14 protein-coding genes are annotated in these 21,856 nt (G+C 65.6%); 7 read left to right on the top strand and 7 right to left on the bottom strand.

Translation table 11 applies throughout. The features are described from left to right. Positions 1–91: 91 nt before the first annotated feature. Complete coding sequence (locus ACTHQV_RS08150) at positions 92–2,584, bottom strand: ATP-binding protein (RefSeq protein WP_440489488.1); 2,493 nt, start codon at positions 2,582–2,584, stop codon at positions 92–94. 362 nt (positions 2,585–2,946) lie between these two features. Here ACTHQV_RS08150 and ACTHQV_RS08145 point away from each other — a divergent pair, with 362 nt between their 5' ends. The 3 genes from ACTHQV_RS08145 to ACTHQV_RS08135 are packed head-to-tail and all read left to right on the top strand — an operon-like array spanning position 2,947 to position 7,268. Continuing rightward, the gene (locus ACTHQV_RS08145; RefSeq protein ID WP_440489486.1) at positions 2,947–3,447 is read left to right on the top strand and encodes a PAS domain-containing protein; all 501 of its coding nucleotides are present in this window, start codon (positions 2,947–2,949) and stop codon (positions 3,445–3,447) included. Position 3,448: 1 nt separating this feature from the next. Further along, on the top strand, positions 3,449–6,883 hold the full coding sequence (locus ACTHQV_RS08140) for a CheR family methyltransferase (RefSeq protein ID WP_440489485.1): 3,435 nt from the start codon (positions 3,449–3,451) through the stop codon (positions 6,881–6,883). Beyond that, on the top strand, positions 6,876–7,268 hold the full coding sequence (locus ACTHQV_RS08135) for a response regulator (protein WP_440489484.1): 393 nt from the start codon (positions 6,876–6,878) through the stop codon (positions 7,266–7,268). The genes ACTHQV_RS08140 and ACTHQV_RS08135 overlap by 8 nt, the downstream gene beginning before the upstream one ends. 37 nt (positions 7,269–7,305) lie before the next feature. On the opposite strand, the gene ACTHQV_RS08130 is transcribed toward ACTHQV_RS08135, so the two are convergent. The 3 genes from ACTHQV_RS08130 to ACTHQV_RS08120 form a co-directional block, all read right to left on the bottom strand. Next, positions 7,306–8,307 (bottom strand): glycoside hydrolase family 5 protein, encoded by a 1,002-nt coding sequence (locus ACTHQV_RS08130; protein ID WP_440489482.1) that lies wholly within the window; start codon positions 8,305–8,307, stop codon positions 7,306–7,308. Positions 8,308–8,335: 28 nt separating this feature from the next. Beyond that, the gene (locus ACTHQV_RS08125; protein ID WP_440489481.1) at positions 8,336–9,832 is read right to left on the bottom strand and encodes a lipopolysaccharide biosynthesis protein; all 1,497 of its coding nucleotides are present in this window, start codon (positions 9,830–9,832) and stop codon (positions 8,336–8,338) included. A 66-nt stretch (positions 9,833–9,898) separates the two neighbouring features. Then, positions 9,899–10,738, bottom strand: a complete 840-nt coding sequence (locus ACTHQV_RS08120; RefSeq protein ID WP_440489480.1) for a glycosyltransferase family 2 protein — start codon at positions 10,736–10,738, stop codon at positions 9,899–9,901. Between the two features lie 381 nt (positions 10,739–11,119). Between ACTHQV_RS08120 and ACTHQV_RS08115 the strand changes: the two genes are divergently transcribed. After that, the gene (locus ACTHQV_RS08115) at positions 11,120–12,325 is read left to right on the top strand and encodes a glycosyltransferase (RefSeq protein ID WP_440489479.1); all 1,206 of its coding nucleotides are present in this window, start codon (positions 11,120–11,122) and stop codon (positions 12,323–12,325) included. Position 12,326: 1 nt separating this feature from the next. Here ACTHQV_RS08115 and ACTHQV_RS08110 read toward each other — a convergent pair whose 3' ends face one another. From ACTHQV_RS08110 to ACTHQV_RS08100, 3 genes are all read right to left on the bottom strand, one after another. Then, complete coding sequence (locus ACTHQV_RS08110; protein WP_440489478.1) at positions 12,327–13,784, bottom strand: tryptophan halogenase family protein; 1,458 nt, start codon at positions 13,782–13,784, stop codon at positions 12,327–12,329. Continuing rightward, on the bottom strand, positions 13,781–15,274 hold the full coding sequence (locus ACTHQV_RS08105) for a tryptophan halogenase family protein (RefSeq protein WP_440489477.1): 1,494 nt from the start codon (positions 15,272–15,274) through the stop codon (positions 13,781–13,783). Before ACTHQV_RS08105 ends, ACTHQV_RS08110 begins: the two co-directional genes overlap by 4 nt. 75 nt (positions 15,275–15,349) lie before the next feature. Next, positions 15,350–18,241 carry a TonB-dependent receptor gene (locus ACTHQV_RS08100; protein WP_440489476.1) on the bottom strand — a complete coding sequence of 964 codons (2,892 nt, stop codon included), beginning with the start codon at positions 18,239–18,241 and terminating at the stop codon, positions 15,350–15,352. A 220-nt stretch (positions 18,242–18,461) separates the two neighbouring features. Between ACTHQV_RS08100 and ACTHQV_RS08095 the strand changes: the two genes are divergently transcribed. The 3 genes from ACTHQV_RS08095 to ACTHQV_RS08085 are packed head-to-tail and all read left to right on the top strand — an operon-like array spanning position 18,462 to position 21,780. Continuing rightward, a complete protein-coding gene (locus ACTHQV_RS08095) occupies positions 18,462–20,156 on the top strand; it encodes an alpha-glucosidase (RefSeq protein ID WP_440489475.1) in 1,695 nt (564 codons plus the stop codon). Between the two features lie 56 nt (positions 20,157–20,212). Continuing rightward, positions 20,213–21,301: an SPL family radical SAM protein gene (locus ACTHQV_RS08090; protein WP_440489473.1), complete on the top strand. Its 1,089-nt coding sequence runs from the start codon at positions 20,213–20,215 to the stop codon at positions 21,299–21,301. After that, positions 21,298–21,780 carry a metallophosphoesterase family protein gene (locus ACTHQV_RS08085; protein ID WP_440489472.1) on the top strand — a complete coding sequence of 161 codons (483 nt, stop codon included), beginning with the start codon at positions 21,298–21,300 and terminating at the stop codon, positions 21,778–21,780. Before ACTHQV_RS08090 ends, ACTHQV_RS08085 begins: the two co-directional genes overlap by 4 nt. Positions 21,781–21,856: the final 76 nt, after the last annotated feature.

Raw genomic sequence — 21,856 nt, 5'->3', positions numbered from 1 at the left:
GGTGCATGCCACGCGTTGCGATCCGACCGGCTGTTCCTGCCGGACCGTCCCCCTGCCAACCGATGAGCCGGCGATTGGTCGCCCTAATCGATCACGTTATTTCAATGACTTGGATCAAGTCCGATGGCATCGTGCTCGTCGTCGAGAGCGCCGATAGGCTTACCTGCAACTCGTCGTTGCGGAACGGCTTGGTGAGCCGCGGGACGTCGGAAACGATCCCTTCCTCCTCGGCATAGCCCGATACGATCAGCACCGGCAGCGTCGGATGGCTGGCCTTCAGCATCCGCGCCAGCTGCGCGCCGCTGATGCCCGGCATCAGATGGTCGGTGACGACGATATCGGGGGTCAGCCCTTCGCGCATCATGCGCAACGCGTCCTCGGCCGATACCGCCTCGACCACACGGTATTGCAGGTCGGTCAGCATGTGCGCGGTGCTCATCCGCACCAGTTCTTCGTCGTCGATCAGCAACACGGTGCCGATCCGCCCCGGCATCGCCAGCGCATCGGGCTGGGGTTCGGCGTCGCAGATCGTCAGCGCGCTGACCGGCAGCCACAGGCTGACCACCGTGCCGTGGCCGGGGATGCTGTCGATCGTCAGCCCGCCACCCAGCTGCGCGGTCAGGCCATGGACCATTGACAGGCCAAGGCCGGTGCCCTTGCCGACGCCCTTGGTTGAAAAGAACGGCTCGATCGCGCGGCGGCGCGTTTCCTCGTCCATGCCGAAGCCACTGTCGCCGACGCTCAGGCGGACATAGTCGCCCGGTGGGATGCCGGCGATATGGGTCGACAACACGCTTTCCTGCCGCGCCGTGATCGTCAACGTGCCGCCGTCGGGCATCGCGTCGCGCGCATTCACCGCTAGGTTGAGGAGCGCCATTTCCAGCTGGTTCAGATCGGCCCGCGCCGGGGGCAGGTCGGCCAGGTCGACGCGCATCGCGATCTTCGGGCCCAGCGTCGATCCGATCAGCCCTGTCATGCTGTCGATCACCCGCGCCACGTCGACCGCGGTCGGTTGCAACGGTTGCCGCCGGGCAAAGGCGAGCAGCCGCTGTACCAGCGTCTTGGCCCGCTCCGCCGATTGCAGCGCGCCGCCGATCAGCCGCCGTTCGCGATCAGTGCCAACCCCCTTGCGCACCAGCATGTCGAGCGAGCCGATGATTGGGGTCAGCAGATTGTTGAAATCATGCGCCACGCCGCCGGTCAGGCTGCCCATCGCCTCCATCTTCTGGCTCTGACGCAATGCGTCGCGCGCCACCTCCAGATCGGCCTCGCGGGCCTTGGCATCGCTCAGGTCGCGACCGACCGCTACGAAATTCCGTCCGTCGGCTTCGGGTGCCACGGTCCATTCGATATGTTTCCAGTCGCCTTCGCGGGTGACGATGCGGTTTTCGAACCGGGTCGGCTGGCGGGTCTGGGCCATGCCGTCGATCGCCGCCAGTGTGTGCGGCTCGTCCTCGGGGTGCATGAAGCTGGCATAGCCGCGCGACAGCAGTTCGGCTTCGCTCCAGCCCAGGATCTTGGTCCATGCCGGGCTGACCGCCGACATCATGCCGGCATAATCGGCGCGCGCCAGCATGTCCTGCGACAGGTTCCACAGCCGGTCGCGCTCGGCGGAGCGGATCGCCACCTGTTCCTCCAGCGTCTCGTTCAGCCGGCGCAGGCCCTCTTCGGCGCGGGCGCGTTCGACCGCGCTCTTCACGCGCTCGCCGACTTCGCGGATCAGGTTCTCCTCGGCCTGCGTCCATGTCCGCGGTGTTCCCGACTGCACGGCGAGTACCCCGACCCGGTCCGTTTCATCGAACAGCAGGACGTCGACGAACGCCGCGACACAGCGTTCGGCCAGTCCCGCCCGGGTCTCTTCGTTCAAATCCATGTTGTTGGGGATGTCGCCGCATACTACCGGCTGCCCGCTGCGATAGGCCGCTAGCAGGCCGGGGCCGAAGGCGGCGAGCGAATGGACGCCGGCGATGGAGGGGACTCCGCGACAATGATCGCGTTCGACGACCATCATACCTTCATTGCTGATCTCGGCGTAAAATACCCGTGACGCGCCCAGCCATTCGGCGATACGTTCGGACGCTACGGTCGTGATCTCCGCCCGCGTCGTCAGCGGACGCAGTGCATCGGACAGCGACAGCAGGAACTGGCTGTGCCGCACGCTCGCGAACCGTTCGGTCGTATCGGCGAGGATGCAAATGACGCCCGCCGGCACGCCGTCCTCGTCGAGCACCGGCGAATAGTCGAGGTCCATCCACACCTGTTCGGGGCGGCCGCTGCGTGCCAGCGTCAGTTCCTGATCGCGGTAGCGCAGCGTGCCCCCGGCCAGGACCACCTGCATCACATGGTCGTTGAACGCGGCGACCTCCGGCCATCCCTGGCGGACGTTCGATCCGAGCAGGTGCGGGTGGCGGGCATCGGCAAACACCGAATAGGCGTCGTTGTAGAGCATGACGCCCTCCGCGCCCCACAACAGCACGATCGGCACCGGCGAGCGAAGCGCGAGCGCCAACGCCGTGCGCAAGCTCTGCGGCCAGTGCTCGATCGGCCCGAGCGGAGTCTGTGTCCAATCGTGCCGGGCGATCATGGCGGCACAATCGCCGCCTCCGGCAAGGAAGCCTGGCACGGTGTACGGGGTTGGCGCCGACAAAACGGTGATATGCGACATGCGAATGATTATATCCCGACCCGGGCGCGACCCAGCGGATGCATGGGGGAGGCGGCCTAGAATGAGAATGTTCTTATCACGAATATGATCCGGGTTAAATTCTCATTCAAAGGTTTTAGGCGCGCCGCATCGCAATGCGGGACAGTCGTCGTTCCGGGGCCGCAACATGGGTTGTTATCATATCGGATTTGCGCGTAATCCGCTGATTCGGAAAAGGAGCGTACGTGCAACAGGAACTGCCAAGGTCGCTCGTCGAGTATCTACGGCAATCGCGTGTAGCGTTGGCGCTGGCCTCCGCGCATGACGACAATCACCTGCTGCTGGTGAACGACCCGTTTTCGGCGCTGACCGGCTATACCGCGGAGGACGTGGTCGGCCGCAACTGTCGCCTATTGCAGCGCGAAGCACCGAACGTGCAGCCGCGCGCCCGGCTGCGCGAATTCCTGGCCCAGCCCGAACAGACCAATGTCCGAACGCCGATCGTCAATTTCCGCAAGGACGGCACGCCCTTCGTCAACCTGCTGTATATGTCGCGGCTGCGCGCGATCGGCGGGCAGGTCGACTATATCTTCGCCTCGCAATTCGATGTCAGCCGTTCGCAGCCCGAGATGCTGGCGGACTATGACGGACAGCTGCGCGCGACGCTCGGCCGGCTGGTCCCGATCGCGGGCGATGCCGGGATCGTCGTCGAAGGTACGCTTCTGACGATCGCCAACAGTGCCGCGATCGTGGCACAGGCAAAGATGATGCTCGCCGATCTGGAGTCTGCCCCCGGTGCATGATGTGACGACGTCGCGGAGCAACGCAGCGCCGCAGACGGCTGCGGTGCCGATCGTCGGCATCGGCGCCTCGGCCGGCGGGCTGGAGGCGCTGCGCGAGATGCTTGCCCCGGCGACGCTGCCGACCGGCCTCGCCTTCGTCGTGGTTCAACATCTCGATCCCAATCACGAAAGCATGCTGGCCCAGCTCCTCGACCGCAACACCGTGCTGGAAGTGCTGCAAAGCGCCGGCGGCGAGCGGATCGAGGCCGACACCGTTTATATCATCCCGCCCGGGCGCGGACTGGCGGTGCGCGACGGGGTGCTCGAGCTGACGGAGTTCCAGCAGCCGCGGGGCCTGCGCCGTCCGATCGACGATTTCTTCCTGTCGCTGGCCAGCGACCAGCAATCGAACGCCGCCTGCGTCATCCTGTCGGGCACCGGCGCCGACGGCACCACCGGGCTGCGCGCGATCAAGGAGAATGGCGGGGTTTGCGTCGCACAACAGCCTGAAAGCGCGCGCTATGACGGCATGCCACTGTCAGCGGTCGGCACTGGCATGACTGATTTCGTGCGGCCGCCGGGCGAGATCCTCGAATGCCTGCAAGGCTTCTTCGAACGCCGACGCACCGATCCGGACGAGCATGAGGCCGATATCGTCGCCGATCATGTCGACGAACTGTGCCGTGTGCTGCGTTCGGCGATCGGTCACGATTTTTCGGGGTATAAGCGCTCGACCTTCGTCCGGCGCGTCGAGCGACGGATGCATGTGCTCGGCATCGATACCGGGCGCGCCTATCTGTCGCGGGTGCGCAGCGATGCGGGCGAGTGCGAAGCGCTGTTCCGCGACCTGCTCATCAACGTCACCCGTTTCTTCCGCGATCCCGAGGCGTTCGAGCAGTTGCGCGTCCGCGTCGTCGAACCGCTAATGGCGCAGCGTCCGACCGACGAGGATCTGCGCGTCTGGGTGCCCGGCTGTTCGAGCGGCGAAGAGGCGTACACCATCGCGATGCTGTTCGCCGAGGCGGCGCGCAAGACCGGCCAGCCGCTGGCGGTGCAGATCTTCGCGACCGATATCGACGAACAGATGCTCGCCATCGCGCGCGAGGGCAGCTATCCAACCTCGGCGCTGGTCGACCTGCCGCCGGCGCTGCGTGAACGCTATACCGTGCCGCATACCGACCGGTTTTCGATCAACGCGACAATCCGCGACATGATCCGCTTTTCCAGCCACAGCTTGGTCAAGGATCCGCCCTTTTCGCGCATCGACCTGGTGTCGTGCCGCAACCTACTCATCTATTTCGACGACCGGTTGCAGCAATCGGTGGTACCGCTGTTCCACTTCGCCCTGCGCGAGGGCGGCTATCTGTTCCTCGGCCCGTCGGAAAGCGTCGGACGCTTCGAACATCTGTTCCAGCCGGTCGACCAGCAGGCGCGCCTGTTCGCGCGTTCGGCCGGCGCGACCAGCTATCCGATCGATCTGCCGGCCAACAACCACCCGCCGGTCGTCCGGCGCGAGCGCGGCGACCGCACCGACAGCCGGTCGCTGGCGGGGGAGGCGACCGCAATCCGGCGGATGGTCGAACGCTATGCCCCGCCCAGCCTGATCGTCGATCAGGACGGCGGCATCGTGTCTGCCTATGGCAAGCTCGGCCGCTATTTCGAATTTCCGGTGACCCGCACCGGCGGCAGCAGCGCGGTCAATCTGGCGCGGCCGGGCCTGCGCACCGTGATCGGCCCGCTGCTGCGCCAGGCCCGTGACGAACGGCGGCGGACGATCGCGCGCGACGTGATCGTGGAGACCGATTACGGCAACCAGCCGATCGAGGTGATCTGCGATCCCTTGGGTGACGGCACCTTGCTGTTCGTGTTCCGCGAGACCGGCCCGTTCCGCCCCGCCGATGACGGCGAGATGCGCGACCTGGAGGCCGGGCACGACCATATGGAGGCGCTGGAGGACGATCTGCGCCTGACCCGCCACCGGCTGCGTTCTGCGATCGAGGAACTGGAGACCGCGAACGAGGAGCTCAAAAGCTCCAACGAAGAAATGATGTCGATGAACGAGGAGCTTCAATCGACCAACGAGGAGTTGTCGACCGTCAATGACGAGTTGAAGAGCAAGGTCGATCAGCTGACCGTCGCCAATTCCGACCTACGCAATTTCTACGAATCGACCGAACTGGCCGTCGTCGTGCTCGATGCCGACATGAAGGTGCGCAGCTATACCGATGCGGCGACGACGATCTTCCCGCTCAAGCCTGCCGATCGCGGTCGGCCGCTGACCGACGTCGCCAGCCGGTTGCAGGGCACCGACCATCTCGACGATGCTCGTGCGGTCATGGGCGGCGCGGCGCCGCGTCAGCGGCGGGTCCGCACGCTCGATGGCCAGCGGATCTTTTCGATGCGTGCCTTGCCCTATCGCAAGCAGAGCGGCGACGTCGATGGTGCGACGCTGGTGCTGACTGATATCACCGAGGCGCTCGACCTCGAACGGCAGCTGGCGGCCGAGCGCGAGCGGCTCGACATCGCGATCAAGGCGGCGGGCATCGGCGTATGGGAATATGCGCCCGAGACCGGCGAACTGGTACTCGATCCGGTCGAGCGCGAACTCTTTTCGCTGCAGGAGCAGGATGCGGCCAAGATCGGCGCGTTGCTCGACCGCATCGATCCCACCGACCGGAGTAATGTCGAAGCGGCACTGCGCAGCGCGGTCGAACGCAGCGGTGATTTCGAAGCGACGTTCCGCGTGCACCGCCCCGATGGCCAAGCGCGCTGGATCAAGGGGCTCGGGCGGATCGTCGCGGGGAGTACACCCAAGCGGCTGGTCGGAGTGTCGATCGACGTGACCCCCGAATATGCCGTTGCCGAAACGCGCGAACTGATGCTGCGCGAAATGAACCACCGCGTGAAAAACCTGTTCGCGGTGATCGCCGGCATGATTACCATCGCGTCGCGCAGCCATAGCGACGTGTCGGGCTTCGCCGACGATATCCGCCGCCGCATCGCCGCGCTGGGCGCGGCCCATTCGCTGGCTTCCCCGGCCGGCCAACCACAGGCGGTGGGGCTCGACGATATCGTCGAAACCACGCTTGCACCCTATCGCGATCACGCACGGATCGAAATCGATGGTCCGGTCGTTGCACTCAACCAAAACTGCCTGTCGCCGCTGGCGCTCGTTCTCCACGAATGGGCAACAAACTCGGTGAAATATGGGGCGCTGGGCAGCAACGGCGAACGTGGCCTGCGCGTCCGGTGGCAGGCCGGGGACGGGGGAATAGAACTGACATGGACCGAGGAAGCGGACGGAATTCAGCAGCCGGCATCCGGCAAGCGCGGCTTCGGTTCGGTGCTGGTCGAAACCAGCGTGCGGCAGTTGCGCGGCACGATGCACAATGTCGTCGAGGACGGGGTATTCCGGCTGGAAATCCGGCTGCCGACCGCCGTGCTGCTGCATGACTGATCCGGTGCTGCTCGTCGAGGACGAGCTGTTCATCGCGCTGGACGTACAGGCGACGATCGAGGCGGCAGGCTTCGTGGTCGAGGGACCGTGCATGACGCTGGTCGAGGCGCAGGAGGCGGTCGACCGCTACAATGCCGCCTTTGCCGCCGCCGTGCTCGACGTACGGCTGGCCGACGGCAATGTGTTCGAGGCGGCCGACCGGCTGCATGCCGCGGGCGTACCGCTGATCTTCCATTCGGGCCATGCCGACGACGCCGATCTCCGCCGGCGCTATCCGCAGGCGATGGTCTGTCCGAAACCCAGTGCGCCCGACACGCTAGCATCGGCGATCCGCCGTGCGGCGATGCGCGACGCCGACCCGTCGCGTCGCGCGGCGAACGGCTGACCATCCCGAACCGGGACGGTCGACCCCGCCATCAGTCTTACTCGGCCCAGAGCGAGCGGATCAACCGGCCGTTCTCCGTATCCCAGCTTTGGGCGCGGTTGCCGATGCTCTCGCCGCGGAACAGATAGCCGCTCGACCAGCGCGGACCCCAGCCCCATGCCGCCCCGCCGACCACCTCGGGCGTGTTGCGGAAGAAGGCAACGATGTCGTCGACCATTGCCTTGCAGCTCGGCGGTACCGCCTTGGCCCGGCCGAACGCGAACTCGCCAACATAGAGCCGCATGCCGAGCTTGCGCGCCGCCTTCACCGAATTGCCAAGCGGTCCGGTCGGGGGATAGGGGCGGCATTCGGGCGTCGCCCCTGATCCGCCTTTGTTGAAATAGCGATGCGGCGAAAGCCAGGTGCGCTTCAACGGATCGAGATCGGCGAGGGTGAAGATGCCCGCGCGGTTCAGGCTGCACAGCGCGCTCTCGCACGCCTTTTTCGGATGCTCACCGCGATCGGCTCGGCCGAAGCCCGACCAGCCACGCCATTCGAGGATCAGCTGGTTGTCGACCCCGGCCGTGCGCAGCGCATGGATCAGATCGCGCGCGTCCGGCCCCCAACTGGCCCAGGTCCCGCCCTTCGGCTCGTTCTGCAGGTCGAACGCGACCAGCGGCTGGCCCCGATAGCGACGCCCCATCCGCAACCAGAAGTCGCGAATATCCGGATCGCCGATATTACCATAGCCGTGTTCGTCGATGACCATCAGCATCCCGCGCGCCGTCCCGCGCCGAATGAGCGCATCGAGCGCGGCGAGCTTGTCGGGTGTCTGCAGCCGGGCGCGCTTGACGGGCAGGCGGATGCTCTTCGCCCCCGCATCGGCGTAGAAGTCGATGTCCTGCGGCTTGATGGACAGCTCGTCCTTGAACTCCATCCCGCTGACATTCACCCCCCACCAGCGGCCCTTCTCAAGGAATGCATGGCTGTCCCTACGCGGCGCGGCGGCGGCCGGGACGGCCGTTACGGCCAGCGCGAGGAGGAGCGGGGCAAGCTTCATGGTCCGGTTCCTTGGCCAGGGACGGTTCCTACTTCACGGCGAAACGCCGCAGTCCGGTGAGCGTCACCACCTTCGCCAGCCCGATCGCATCGAAAAGGTCGATCAGCGCGACGCGCGTCGGTTGCAGGATCAGGCCGACCGCGAGCGCGAGACCGCCGCCGAATGCGAGTCCGAGAATGGACGTAAGGGCATCGGACAACTGTAGTTGACGCGAAACCAGCAATGCAGCCCCGGCACCGATCGCAGCGACGATGCCGAGCACCATTCCGGGAATGCCGGCACGCAACTGATCGCGCGTACCCACCGGCCCCTTGCGGCCCGATGCGAACACGCGGGCGAATGCCATCAGGATCGATGCCGCGCTGAAGGCGGCGACCGCTCCCAGGATACCGAACTGCACTCCGATCAGGATCACGACGATCCGCACGACCATGTCGACGATGCCCAGGGTCCGCAATTCGTCCGACCGGTTCTGCGACACGAACAGGTCGCCCGCCGCGTAGGCGAAGGCGACCGCCGCCAAAGAAGGCGCCAGAAGCGTGAGCGCCATGCCGGCATCGTGCCAGCGGTCGCCCAGCAACGTCCGCACCAACGGCACGGCGACGATGCACAACGCCGCCGATCCGGGCATGAGGAAGGTGGATAGCCGCCGGACGAGGCCCAGATAGGCGACACGATATTCCTCGGGATGCGGTCGCATCCGGGCGAGGAAGGGTAGGGTCGCCTGGGCGATTGGTTGAACGATATTCAACGACGGTATCTGGAACAGTGCCTGCGCACGGTTGAACTGACCCAGCGGGGCGGCGCCCAGCACCCGACCGATGATGATGGGCGCGGCGTTGTTCGCGGCGAACTGTGCCAGCGAATAGATCGAGGTATTCGCCCCAAAGGACAGAAGCTCGCGCAGATTGTCGGGCTTGGCCGGACGATCCGGCTTCCATCGATTGCTGCTGACATACATGATCGAGGCGCAGATCATTTGCGCGGCGTTGCCGAACACGATCGCCCATACGTTTCGATACAGATAGGCCAGCACGAGCGTGGTCAGGAACCCGGTGAAGAGCGCCGCCGCTTCGATGGTGGCGAGGCGTGCGAATTCCAGATTGCGCGACAGCATTGCCTTGTATTGCGACGCGATTCCGCTGAACAGGAACCCGACCAGCGAGACCAGGATGGTCCAGACGATGATCGGCTGGCGGTAGAATTCGGCGATCCACGGCGATGCGATTGCGATCGCGGTCGTCAGCAGCACGGTCGTCGTCGAATTGAACCAGAAGACGAAGCTCATTTCGGCCTGGCTGATGCTGCCCTTGCGCATCAGGGCGTTGGTCATGCCGAAGTCACGCAGCGTCACCGCAAGCGCGAGCATGATCATCGACATGTTCGCCAAACCATAGTCGCGGGGCGACACCAGCCGGGCGATGGTGAAGGTCGACGTCAGCGAAATGATCAGCGTGAACGCGCGACCTGCCAGCAAGGCCTTCGGACCGACCTGCGCCCGGCGCTTTGCTTCAGCGATATCCACCTGTCTGTCTCACTCTCATCGTAATCTTGCGGGGCGTTCGCGCAGGTCTACCCGCGCCCGGATGCGTCAGCGGTTCAGGATTCGCTTGAGATAGCGTACCGGCCCGTGCGCGCGGATCAGTTGCGCGCTGAGCGTCAGCTTTTCGAACCGATTGGTCGTGTGGAAACGGCGGATACCCAGCATCGTCGTTTCCAGATCGCGCCAGACCTGTTTCGACATCCGCTTGCCATGGCGGTTCAGGAAAAACCCGATGCCGTTCGCCCGTCGCAGCGACGGCGTGGCAATACGATCCCCCGGATGAAAGCGCCATTCCGCCAACGGTTCGGGGTCGACGGCATAGCCCACCCCGGCGTCGAGCAGGCGCACGAAAAAATCCCAGTCGTTGAAGACGGTGACCGCAGGATCGAACCCGCCGACCCGGAAATAGGCGTCACGATCGATCACGAAGTTGCTGCCGGTCATCGACCCGTTCTGCAACAGCGCGGTGGCCGGGGTCAGGTCGGTCAGTTGCGAGCGCGCCTTGACCGAATGTTCGTCCTCATGATGCAGAAGCCCCGCAATGATGAGGCCGACCCGCTTGTGCTCGCCCAGTTCGACCAGTCGTTCGAGGAAGGGGGGATGCCAGAGATCATCGTCGTCGAGAAAGCCGATCCACTTGCCGGTCGCCGCCTCGGCCCCCTTGTTCCGCGAATGGCAGACGCCGCCCGATTCGTTCCGAATATACCGCACTGCAAAAGGAAGCCGCGCGTCGGCTTCTTCCACGACGGAGCGGGTCGCCGGGTCGTTCGCATCGTCGACGACGAGCAGTTCGACGGGTTGCAACGTTTGCGCCGCAACACTTGCGATCGATTCGCGCAAGAGATGGGAACGCAAGTGCGTAGGTATAACGACGGAGACGGCGTGCATGGTTTTCCGCCTACCCTACCATGATGTTTGGCGAAAGAGCCTTGCCGCGCGGAACCACAATAGTGTCGCGACCGGTTCGATGATATCGGGCCTTTCAAGCCTATCGAACCATGCGGTTTGCCGGTACCACAGTATCGTACGAACCGGCTTGGCATTCGGCCGCACATACGCCATGCGTTCGCATGTGCAGCATGGCGGTCGATTGCGGTGCGCCAAATGCGCGGTTGGCCGGGAAGCATGTCGTCGAAGGGGGCGTTCGTTGGTGAATGCGGTTGCAACGGACGAAAGGCGCGCCCGTCGCCTCGCGCCTGGACGGTCGACCATCGGCTTCATCGCGGCGAATCTGCTACCGTCATTCGTCAGCCTGGGAAAAACCGTTTGATGCGTATCGCCTTCTTCCTCGCCGCCTATCCGGTGCTTTCGGAAACCTTCGTGATCCGGCAGATCCGCGGGATGATCGACCTCGGCCATGACGTGACCGTCGTGACCGGCAACTACCATCCCGACGTGGCGGACCCGTTGGCGGGGAAGGTCCGGTTGCGCGCGATCCGCACTGCCCGCGATCCGCATCGCTCGATCCCGTCGCGGATCGCGCACGGCGCGGCGGCGCTGCTCGGCAGCAGGTTCCGCGGCACGCTGCTGCGCGCGTTTCGGGCGGCGAAGGGCGGCTACAAGGCGCCGCTCGCCGATCTGGCAGGTACGATCGGCCGGCATCTCGGCAGCTATGACGCGATCATCGCCCATTTCGGCCCGCCCGGCGTACGTGCCGAATTCCTGCGCTCGGCCGGGGTCATCGACGGGCCGATCGCGACGATTTTCCACGGGCTGGACATTACCGAAATCGCGCTCATCAAACAGATGAAGCCTTTCTACCAGCAACTGTTCGCGCGGACCGAACGGCTGCTGCCGATCAGCAATCTGTGGCGCGAACGGCTGATGGGTTGGGGTGCCGAAGACCGGAAGATCACCGTGCTGCGCATGGGCGTCGATATCGACGAGGGCGTCGTGCCGGCGTTCGATGCGCCGATCCAGTCGCCGCTGCGGGTACTCAGCGTCGCGCGGCTGGTCGAGAAGAAGGGCATTGCCTATGCGATCGATGGCGTCGCCACGGCGAGGGCCGATATCCGCTATCAGGTAATTGGTACCGGGCCGCTCGAACAGGAATTGCACGCGGCGGCGGCGCCCTCGGGGGATGCGATCGCGTTCCTCGGGCCGCAGCCGCACAGCCGGGTGTTCGCCGAACTGGAACAGTCGGACGTGTTCCTGCTTCCCTCGGTCACTGCCGCCAATGGCGATATGGAGGGGATCCCGGTATCGCTGATGGAGGCGATGGCGAACGGCGTCCTGGTCCTCGCCACCCGCCACAGCGGCATCCCCGAACTGATCGAGGACGGGGTGTGCGGGCTGCTGGTCGACGAGCGCGACGGTGACGGCATCGCCGCGACGCTCGACCGGATCGCGGCGGGCGACGTCGATGTGGCGGCCCTGCGCCGCGCCGCGTTCGACAAGGTCGTGCGCGAATATAATAATCGCATTCTCGACCGGCAGCTCGAAACGGTGGTCGCGCGGATGAAGGCGGGACGCTGACTCAGGCGGGGGCGAAGTTCAGCGCGCACCCGTCGAGAAACCCGCCGATGTTCCGCGCGGCATAGAAGTCCATGTCGTCGCGCGGCGGCTCGCTGACCGGCGGGAAGGCACCATAGCCGGCGAGCAGGCAATGCCACGACAGATTGCCGAAATGGCTGCGCTGACCCTGTCGCGCCAGTTCCTTGGCCACGTCGCCGCGCCGGAACCAGCGGTCGAGGATGTGGAGCAGCGGGTCGGACAGCGCCTCGTTCGCGGCGTTGGCGCGCCAATAATCGCTGTCGGTGCGGGTGTTCAGCTTGTAATGCGCGACGATGTAATCGCGCACCCCGTCCATCCGATCGGCCGCCACGGCGTTGAACGCGGCGCGGTGCCGGTCGGTGCAACCGCCCTCGCGATAATGGCGGATGAACTGTTCGACGGTGCCGAGCACCAGATGCAGCGCGGTCGCCTCGAGCGGTTCGATGAACCCTTGCGACAGGCCGACCGCGACGCAGTTTCGCTCCCAATGCCGCGCGACCTGCCCGACGCGAAAGGTGAGGTGGCGCGCCTCGACCGCGTCACCGACTGCCAAGGTCCGGCGCAACTCGGCTTCGGCGGCGTCGGGCGACTGGAAATCGCGGGCATAGACATAGCCGTTGCCGAAGCGGTGCTGCAGCGGGATCGACCAGCACCAGCCGTTCGACAGCGCGGTGGCGACGGTCTCGACCGGTGGGCGACCCACCATCTCGGTCGGCAGGACGACGGCGGCGTCGTTGAACAGATTGTCCTTGAAGCTGTCGAACGGCACGCCCAGCGTCCGTTCGATCAGCAGGCCGTTGAACCCGCTGCAATCGAGAAAGATGTCGCCAGCGATCGCTTCGCCCCGGTCGGTGACCAGCGCGGCGATATCGCCATTCTCGGCGCGCCGCACCTCGGTCACTTTGGCCGGACGGTGGACGACGCCGCGCGCCACCGCCAGTTCGCGCAGATACTGACCGAGCAGCCCGGCATCGAAATGATAGCCATATTCGATGCGGAACGGGAAGTTCTGCGGCGCGACCGGCGCCAGACCTTTGGCCGACAGCAGACCGTTCAGCAGGAAATCGTCGGGCCGCACCGGCACGTCATGGCCCAGCCGTCGGTTGCGGCAGTTGAGGACGAACGCGTCCTCGGTATGGACGTCGATCTGTGTCGTGAACGGGTGGCGATAGTCGCGCCACGGCGCGGCGGGACTCCAGTCGACGAAGCGGATGCCCGCCTTGTAGGTCGCGCCACAGCGCGGCATCCATTCGGCCTCGTCCGCGCCGATGATCTCGAAGAAGCGTTTGAGCGACGGCGTCGATCCTTCGCCGACGCCGATCGTGCCGATCTCGGGTGATTCGACGACGGTGACGCTCGTGCCGCCCCATGCGCGTTCGAGCAGGTGGGCGGTGATCCACCCTGCCGTCCCGCCACCCAAGATGACGAAGCGCGGGGTCACGCCGCCCCGCCGAACCCGCGCAGCCAGCGGTCGTGCGTCGGCATGTTCGGCACCGGCTCGCGCTTCATCGCCGCCAGCTGCCGCAGCTGTTCGGCCAGTTCGCCATCGCTCGGCCCGTCGGCCAGCGGATGATAGTCGCCCGGCTCGATCCCTTGCCCCATCAGCACCTGCACCCACGACGGTTCCATGAAGATATCGAGCGGGTCCTGCGTCAGCGTGCCGGTCGCACGGAACAGCGCGATCTTGTTGGCCAGCCGGTCGGGCAGGGTCATGGTGCGGACATGGCGCCAGAAGTCGGAATCGTCACGGCTGGTCGCATGGTAATGGAGAATGATGAAGTCGCGCACCGTTTCGAACTCGATCCGCGACTGGCGATTATATTCGGCGGTCTGTCGCGCATCGAAACCCGCATGGGGAAACAGATGCAACAGCCGGACGATCGCCGACTGGATCAGATAGATGCTGGTCGATTCGAGCGGTTCGAGGAACCCGCTCGACAGGCCGATCGCAACGATATTGTGGTCCCATTGCCGCCGGGCGCGGCCGGTGCGGAACGGGATGATGCGGGGTTCGGCGAGTACTTCGCCGTCGAGATTGCCGAGCAGCAGGTCCGCCGCCTGATCGTCGCTCAGATGCCGGCTGCTATAGACCAGTCCGTTGCCGACCCGGTGCTGTAGCGGAATGCGCCATTGCCACCCGGCACTGCGCGCGGTCGACCGGGTATAGGGCGGCGTGTCGTCATGGCGCGCGGTCGGCACCGCCATCGCCCGATCGCACGGCAGCCAATGGCCCCAATCCTCATAGCCGACGTTCAAATGCCGCTGGATCAGCAACCCGCGCGCGCCGGAACAGTCGATGAAGAGGTCGCCCGAAACCTCGCGCCCGCCGCGCAGGGTCAGCGACGTAACATGGCCGCTCTCCCCATCGCGCGCGACCTGTTCGACCAGCCCCTCGATCCGTTCGACGCCGCGTGCTTCGCTGTAACGGCGCAGATACTGGCCATAGAGCGCTGAATCGAAATGATAGGCGTAGGGCAGGTGCCAGAGCGGGTCGTCGACCTGGATCTTGGCGAACTTGCCCTCGCGCGCGCACAGATAATTGAGGTCGTAGTCCCAATAGTCGCCGGCGATCCCGGCACGCTTCGCCCGGTTCCAATAATGGTGGAACGAGCAGAAGGCGGTGTTGCGTCCCGCCGCGCCGAAGCTGTGGTAATAGGATTGGCCGATCGCGCCCCAGTCGTCGAAACGGATGGCGAGCTTGATCGTCGCGCGCGTCTCGCGCAGGAACTCGGCCTCGTCAATGCCCAGCACCGCGTTGACGTGCTGGATCGGCGGGATGGTCGCCTCGCCAACGCCGATGATACCGATCTCGTCGGACTCAATCAGTACGATCTGGACCTGCGGGCCGATGACCTTCGCGATCAGCGCCGCCGCCATCCAGCCCGCCGTCCCGCCACCGACGATGACGACCCTGTTGATCGCAGCGGCCATGCGCGTCTCCCTTTCGTGCCGGCACGACCTATCCCCGCCGGGCGATGCCGGCGAGGATAATGTCATGCTCCGCCCTTAAAAGATGGCGTAGGTCAGGTTCGCCATGAAGTTGCGGCCGAACTGTTCGTTGCGCAGGAACAGTCCGGTCTGCGAGTCGCGATAGGTGTCGCGTTCGTTGGTCAGGTTCATCGCCTGCAGCGAGATGCGCAGTCCTTCGAGATAGCGGATGCCCGATCCGGCGAAGTCGTACCCGATCTGCGCATCGATCAGCGTCTGTCCGGCACGGTTGAGCGGGGCGATGGTGTTGCTGCCGCCGCGATCCTCCGACAGCCAGCTCGACCGGTTGTTCGCAGAGACACGGGCCGAGAAGCCGTATTTCTCGAAATAGGCCGTGCCCTGGAACACCCGGGCCGACAGGCCGGGAATGTCGCTGCCATTGTCTAGTTGCCCGTCGGTCAGCGCCGCCGATCCGGTCAGGCCGAACCCGTCGAGCGCGCCGGTCAGCAGACGCAGCGGGACCGATGCCTGAAGCTCGACGCCCTTCACGTCACCCTTCAGCCCGCCGGTATAGGTCGTGTCCACGCCGAGGAAGGTGGCGGGGGTGAAGACCGTCTGGCCATCGCTGCTGACCGCGCGGTGATAACCGGGGATGTAGAACTCGGTATAGTCGCGGATCGTGCTGTTCTGGACGTTCCAGTTCACCAGCTTCTTGTAGAAGGCCGATGCCGAGACGAAGCCGTCGCTGGCGAAATAATATTCGTAGCTCAGATCGGCCTGATTGGCCTCGTACGGGCGCAGCCGCGCGTTGCCGCCGGTCGACAGCCACGGCCCGCGTTCGGGATCGGTGCTGGTCACTTCGGCGACGTTGTTGCGGAATTTCACCGACGATCCGGGGTTCAGGAAGTCGATGCGCGGCCGGCTGACGACCTTCGACGCTGCGAAGCGGACGGTATGGCCGTCGCCCAGGTCGAAATTGACGTTCATGCTCGGCAGGATGCGGGTGTATTTCGCCCCATCGGAGATCGGCGTCGCCTGCACGCGCAGGTTCGATCCGATCAGCGAGGTGAAGCCGGTGCCGCGCTGGTCGGTAATCAGGCCCTGCACGCCGATATTGCCGAACAGCCGCGCAAAGCTGGTCTGGACCTCGAAATCGGCCTTGATCGACGGCTGCCAGACCTTTTCGCGGATCGAATAGGTATCGCCCAGACGATCGGGTTCGAGCGACCCCGCATCCCAGCGGCGATAGAAGCTGCTGTTGATGAGGCCGAGCGCGTCATAGGCGACGACGTTGCCGAGCCCCGCCCAGGTCAGGTCGGCGACGCCGCGCCGGGCATCCTCCGGGATCGGACCGTCCGAGGGATAGGTCTCGGCGGTCAGGAAGAAGCCCTGGTTGGTCTTCGACTTTTCATGGTCGGAATAGCGCAGCGCGACGTTGATCGATTTCAGGAAGCTGTCATCGAAGCGATAGGTCGCCTCAATCCGCGCCGCGTTCAGATACTCGTCGAAGAGCGCCGAGTTGACGAAGCCGTCCTGCGCCTGCGCGAAGCCGATGCCGGCGGCACGCGCGGCCGGGGTGTCGAGTTCGGTGATCGGCGCAAGGCTGCCGCCCCACGATTGCGGCCCGGCCAGCTTCACCGCCGCGTAATTGTCGAACGACTGGCTGTTGTTCGCGAACATCAGCCCGCGATCGGTATAGGTCCATTCACGGATCGTGTTCGGCCCCTGCGTCCGCAGACCGGCGCGGCCGAGCCCCGAATAGCTCTCGCCACGGGTATCGTTCTTGCTGCTGGTCGAACGCGACACGTCGAGCTTCAGGTCGAGATTGTCGGTCGCGGCATACTCGAAATTGCCGCCCAGCACGAACAACTCGCCCTGCTTGTCGAGCGGATCGCTGCGCAGCACCGAATTATAGCCGGTGGTGCGAGCCGAGGTGACCAGATCGCCATCGGCACTCAGCACGCCGCTGCCGTTCGCGGCGACCGGCAGCTGTTCGATGAAGCCGCGCGAGATGCCGGTGTCGGCGAAATCGATGTAGAGCGCGTCGACCGTCGCGGTGAACTTGTCATCCGGGCGCCACTGCACCACGCCGGCCACCGTGTTGCGCTTCAGCACGCGCGAACGCGCCGCCGCTTCGTACCCCGACACGACCTGCTTGCCGGCATTGGGGCCGGACGTGATCGCCCCGTCGTCATAGCCCCAGACGCTGGAGAACTCGTTCTGCACCGGCGACGAGGTGGTCGCGGCGGTCAGCGCGACGCCGATCGTGTCGTTGGCGAACTTGTCGCTGTACGACAAGGCGAAGCGATAGCCGCGGTTGCTGAAATCGGGATTGCGCGACGGCTGGCCATTCTGTTCGAAACTGCCATTCGCGATCAGCGCGCGCTTGCGCTCCAGCGGGCGGACGGTGCGGATGTCGACCGTGCCGCCGACGCCCATCGCGGTCAGCGCGGCATCGGGGGTCTTGTAGACGACGGCGGCGCTGACGATTTCGGCCGGATAGAGGTCATATTCGACGCCGCGATTGTCGCCGATGCCGATCAGCTCACGCCCGTTCAGCGTCGTGCCGACGAAATCCTCGCGGAAACCACGGACCGAAATGCCGCTGATGCGCCCCGAGCGGCGCTCGCCCGCCAGACCGGCGAGACGGCCCAGCGAGTCGGCGACGCTCGACTGCGGCAGCTTGCCGATGTCTTCGGCCGAGACCGCTTCGACGACCGAGCTGTTGTTGCGCTTGAGCGACTGTGCACGTTCGAGGCTGGCGCGCAGGCCGGTGACGACGATGTCTTCGGACGGGGCTTCCTCGGTCGCGGGCGCGGTGTCGCTCTGGTCGCCGACCGGGGGCTGCGTCACCGGGGCGGCGGGGTCGACGGGCGGGACGACGGTCGTGCCCGCGGTCTGCGCAAGCGCCGGCATGGCGATCAGCGCGAGGGCGGCGGTGGAGCAGGCGAGCATGTGCCGTGAGTTCATCGAAATTCCCCTCCTGAAATCATTCTTTTGCGGTCTTGTGCCGTCAGCGACTTCCCGCGTTACCGATCGGATATGCAATACCGCAATCGTTTGCAAGTGTCGGTTTACGCATACGTATTCGTGATCTTTGACGGTTGTTGCAAACCGGTCACAAACAAAAGCGCGATTGCAGCAATCGATTGCATCTATTAGACTTACGGCAACGAGGAGAGGAACTGCTATGCGCAATAGCATGTACATTGCGGCGTTGTTTGCCGCCGCCGTTCTGCCTATGGCGGGAGCCGCCGCACAGGATCGGTCGACCACACCCGTCGCAACCACCCCGGCCGCCGAGCCGTGGTGGAAGCACGCGACGATCTACGAAATCTATCCGCGCAGTTTCCAGGACAGCAATGGCGACGGGATCGGCGACCTGCGCGGCATCACGTCGCGGCTCGACTATCTCCAGTCGCTCGGGCCCGACGCGATCTGGATCACGCCGTTCTTCAAATCGCCCAACGCCGATTTCGGCTATGACGTGTCGGATTACACCGCGATCGACCCGCAATATGGAACCATGGCCGATTGGGACCAGCTGGTCGCCGAGGCCCGCAAGCGCGGCATCCGCGTGCTGGTCGACTTGGTCGTCAACCACAGTTCGGCCGAACATGCGTGGTTCAAGGAATCGCGCAGCTCGCGCACCAATGCCAAGGCCGACTGGTATGTCTGGCGCGACGGCACGCCCGACAAGCCGCCGACCAACTGGAAATCGATCTTCGGCGGGCCCAGCTGGACGTGGGATCCGACGCGCAAGCAATGGTATTACCACATCTTCCTGTCGCAGCAGCCCGACCTGAACTGGGCCAATCCGCAGCTGAAGGAAGCGATGTTCGACGTCGTGCGCTTCTGGCTCGACCATGGCGCATCGGGCTTCCGCCTCGACGCCACGCCCTATCTGTTCGAGGACAGCAACTGGCCGCAGGATCCGAACCCCGACGCCGATCCGGTCTGGCTGAAGCCGTATAACGCACAGCTGCCCGGCACCAATCAGGTGCTGCGCGAGATGCGCAAGGTCGTCGATTCCTATCCGGGCAACCCGATCCTGCTGGGCGAATCCTCGACCCGCTCGATCGAACAGCTCCGCGCGGTCTATGGCAAGGACAAGGACGAGATCCACCTGCCTATGAACTTCCTCGTGGGCAACATCACCAAGCTGGACGCGGCCGAACTGAAACGCCGCTATGACGAGGCGGCGACCAAGCTCGATGGGCTGACCCCGGTCGAATTCTTCAGCAACCACGACCAGTCGCGCCAGTGGAGCGAGTTCGGCGACGGTGTGAACAACGATCGCATCGCCAAGCTGTCCGCAGCGCTGACCCTGCTCAACCCCGGTGTCGCCCTGCTATATTATGGCGAGGAAATCGGCATGGGCGACGCCGACAAGGCGACGTTGGCGCAGGCGCCGATCGGCCCCAAACGCCCACGCACCGACGATCGCGACCGCGCGCGCACGCCGATGCAGTGGAGCACGGCGCCGCAGGCGGGCTTCACCACCGGCGCCCCGTGGCTGCCGGTCGCGCAGGGGTATCGCACCCACAATGTCGCGGCGGAGGAGCGCGATCCCCATTCGCTGCTCAACTGGTATCGCAGCCTCACCAAACTGCGCCGGACCGATCCGACCTTCCGCACCGGCCGCTACGTCCCGCTCGACAGCGGCGACCCGGCGGTCTTCGCCTTCGCCCGCGCCAATCCGGACGGCAGCGGCGCGCTGGTACTGACCAACATCAGCGGCACCGCGCGCACCGCCGCCCCGACCGGCTGGACCGGCGGCACGCCACAATTCGGCGAACGCATCTGTGCGTCGGGCGCGCGGCAGGGTGGCATGGCGCTCGCCCCATGGGACAGCTGCATCGTTCGCTTCCGCATCGGCCGATAAGGGGACGGCGCGGCGGGTCGGCCGGACCGTCTGCGGATGTGGATCGTTAAAGGGCGATGGCGACCCTTCCCGATACCACATCGCAGGCGAGACCCGACTGGCGCCCGCGCCGCTTGCTCGTCACCCGTGCGTCGATGGCGTTCGCCCATGGCCGCGCCATCGCCGAGCGCGCTGCCGGGCAGGGGGTGGAGGTCGTGCTGCTGCCCGGCGACCGGCTCGCGCTCGACCTGCCCGACGATCCGCGGCGCGCCTATGCGCTAGCGAAGGCGACGCTGGCGGTGGTCGTCGCGCCGCCGTCCAAGCGCAAGCTGCAACCGATCGCGCCCAGTGCCGACTGGCGCGTCGACCTGGCCGAGGGGTGCCCGGCGCATTGCGGCTATTGCTATCTCGCCGGCTCGCTCGAAGGGCCGCCGATCACCCGCGTCTATGCCAATCTCGACGAGATACTGGACGGATTGCCCGCCTATCTGGGGCAGGGCAGCGTCACCTCGCGCAATCGCGACCGCATGGGGGAGGGGACGACGTTCGAGGCGTCTTGCTACACCGATCCGCTGGCACTCGAACCGATCACCGGCGCGCTGTCGGCGACGATCGCATGGTTCGGGCGGTGGGACGCGCCGGTGCAGTTGCGCTTCACGACCAAGTTCGCCGGGGTCGAACCGTTGCTGACCCTCGATCATCAGCGCCGCACCCGGATGCGCGCGTCGATCAACCCGCGCGCCTTCGCCCGGTTCGAAGGGGGCACCGATCCCGTCGCCACGCGGCTGGCGGCGCTCGCGCGGATGGCGGCGGCGGGCTATCCGGTCGGGCTGACCATCGCCCCGATCATCGCGGCGGAGGGTTGGCGCGACGCCTATGGATCGCTGATCGCCGATGCCGCGGCGGCGCTGGGTGTGGTGCCGGGGCTCGACCTGACGATCGAGCTCATCACTCATCGCTTCACGGCGGGGTCGAAGGCGGTGCTCGACAGCTGGTATCCCGGATCGTCGCTCGACATGGGGTCGGCGAACCGGACGACCAAGCGCACCAAGTTCGGTAGCGAGAAACAGGTCTATGACGCGGCGACGATGCGCGCGTTGCGCGACTTCTTCGCCGAACGGATCGCGGCGCTGCTGCCGCAGGCGCGGGTCCTCTACTGGACATGACCGTCTTCTTCACCGCCGACACCCATTTCGGCGACCACCGCACGATCAATATCCACAAGCGGTCCTTCGCCAGCGTCGCCGACATGGATGCGGTGCTGATCGAACGCTGGAACGCGACGGTCGCGCCGGAGGACATTGTCTGGCATCTGGGGGATGTCGCGCGCCGCCCCGCCGACGTGCCTGCGCTGCTTGCCCGGCTGCACGGCACCAAACACCTGCTGCGTGGCAACAATGATCCCGACGCGACGCTGGCCGCGCCTGGTTGGGCGAGCACGGGGGACTATGCCGAACTCGACCTCGACGGCCACCGCCTCGTGCTCTGCCACTATCCGTTCCGCAGTTGGAACGGGCAGCACAAGCGCGCGATCAACCTGCACGGTCACAGCCATGGCCGGCTGAAACCGATGCCGCGCCAGTTCGAAGTCGGCGTCGACGTCCATGGTTTCGCCCCGGTCCGGCTCGACACGCTGCTGGGGTAGAGTGGGTCGGTTTCAGGTCGTGCTCGCAACGCCGGACGCTTCTGCTGCACCGCAATATAGTCGCGAGACCTTTAAG

The sequence above is a fragment of the Sphingomonas sp. SAFR-052 genome (genome assembly GCF_051965015.1).
Classification (GTDB): Bacteria; Pseudomonadota; Alphaproteobacteria; order Sphingomonadales; family Sphingomonadaceae; genus Sphingomonas.
Note: the sequence above shows the minus strand (reverse complement) of the source record. Positions and strands in the feature narration are given on the sequence as shown.

Coding starts and splice junctions, on each gene's coding strand:
- ACTHQV_RS08150 (WP_440489488.1), bottom strand. CDS start 2,584: ATGATCGCCCGGCACGATTGGACACAGACTCCGCTCGGGCCGATCGAG.
- ACTHQV_RS08135 (WP_440489484.1), top strand. CDS start 6,876: ATGACTGATCCGGTGCTGCTCGTCGAGGACGAGCTGTTCATCGCGCTG.
- ACTHQV_RS08130 (WP_440489482.1), bottom strand. CDS start 8,307: ATGAAGCTTGCCCCGCTCCTCCTCGCGCTGGCCGTAACGGCCGTCCCG.
- ACTHQV_RS08120 (WP_440489480.1), bottom strand. CDS start 10,738: ATGCACGCCGTCTCCGTCGTTATACCTACGCACTTGCGTTCCCATCTC.
- ACTHQV_RS08115 (WP_440489479.1), top strand. CDS start 11,120: ATGCGTATCGCCTTCTTCCTCGCCGCCTATCCGGTGCTTTCGGAAACC.
- ACTHQV_RS08105 (WP_440489477.1), bottom strand. CDS start 15,274: ATGGCCGCTGCGATCAACAGGGTCGTCATCGTCGGTGGCGGGACGGCG.
- ACTHQV_RS08100 (WP_440489476.1), bottom strand. CDS start 18,241: ATGAACTCACGGCACATGCTCGCCTGCTCCACCGCCGCCCTCGCGCTG.
- ACTHQV_RS08095 (WP_440489475.1), top strand. CDS start 18,462: ATGCGCAATAGCATGTACATTGCGGCGTTGTTTGCCGCCGCCGTTCTG.
- ACTHQV_RS08090 (WP_440489473.1), top strand. CDS start 20,213: ATGGCGACCCTTCCCGATACCACATCGCAGGCGAGACCCGACTGGCGC.
- ACTHQV_RS08085 (WP_440489472.1), top strand. CDS start 21,298: ATGACCGTCTTCTTCACCGCCGACACCCATTTCGGCGACCACCGCACG.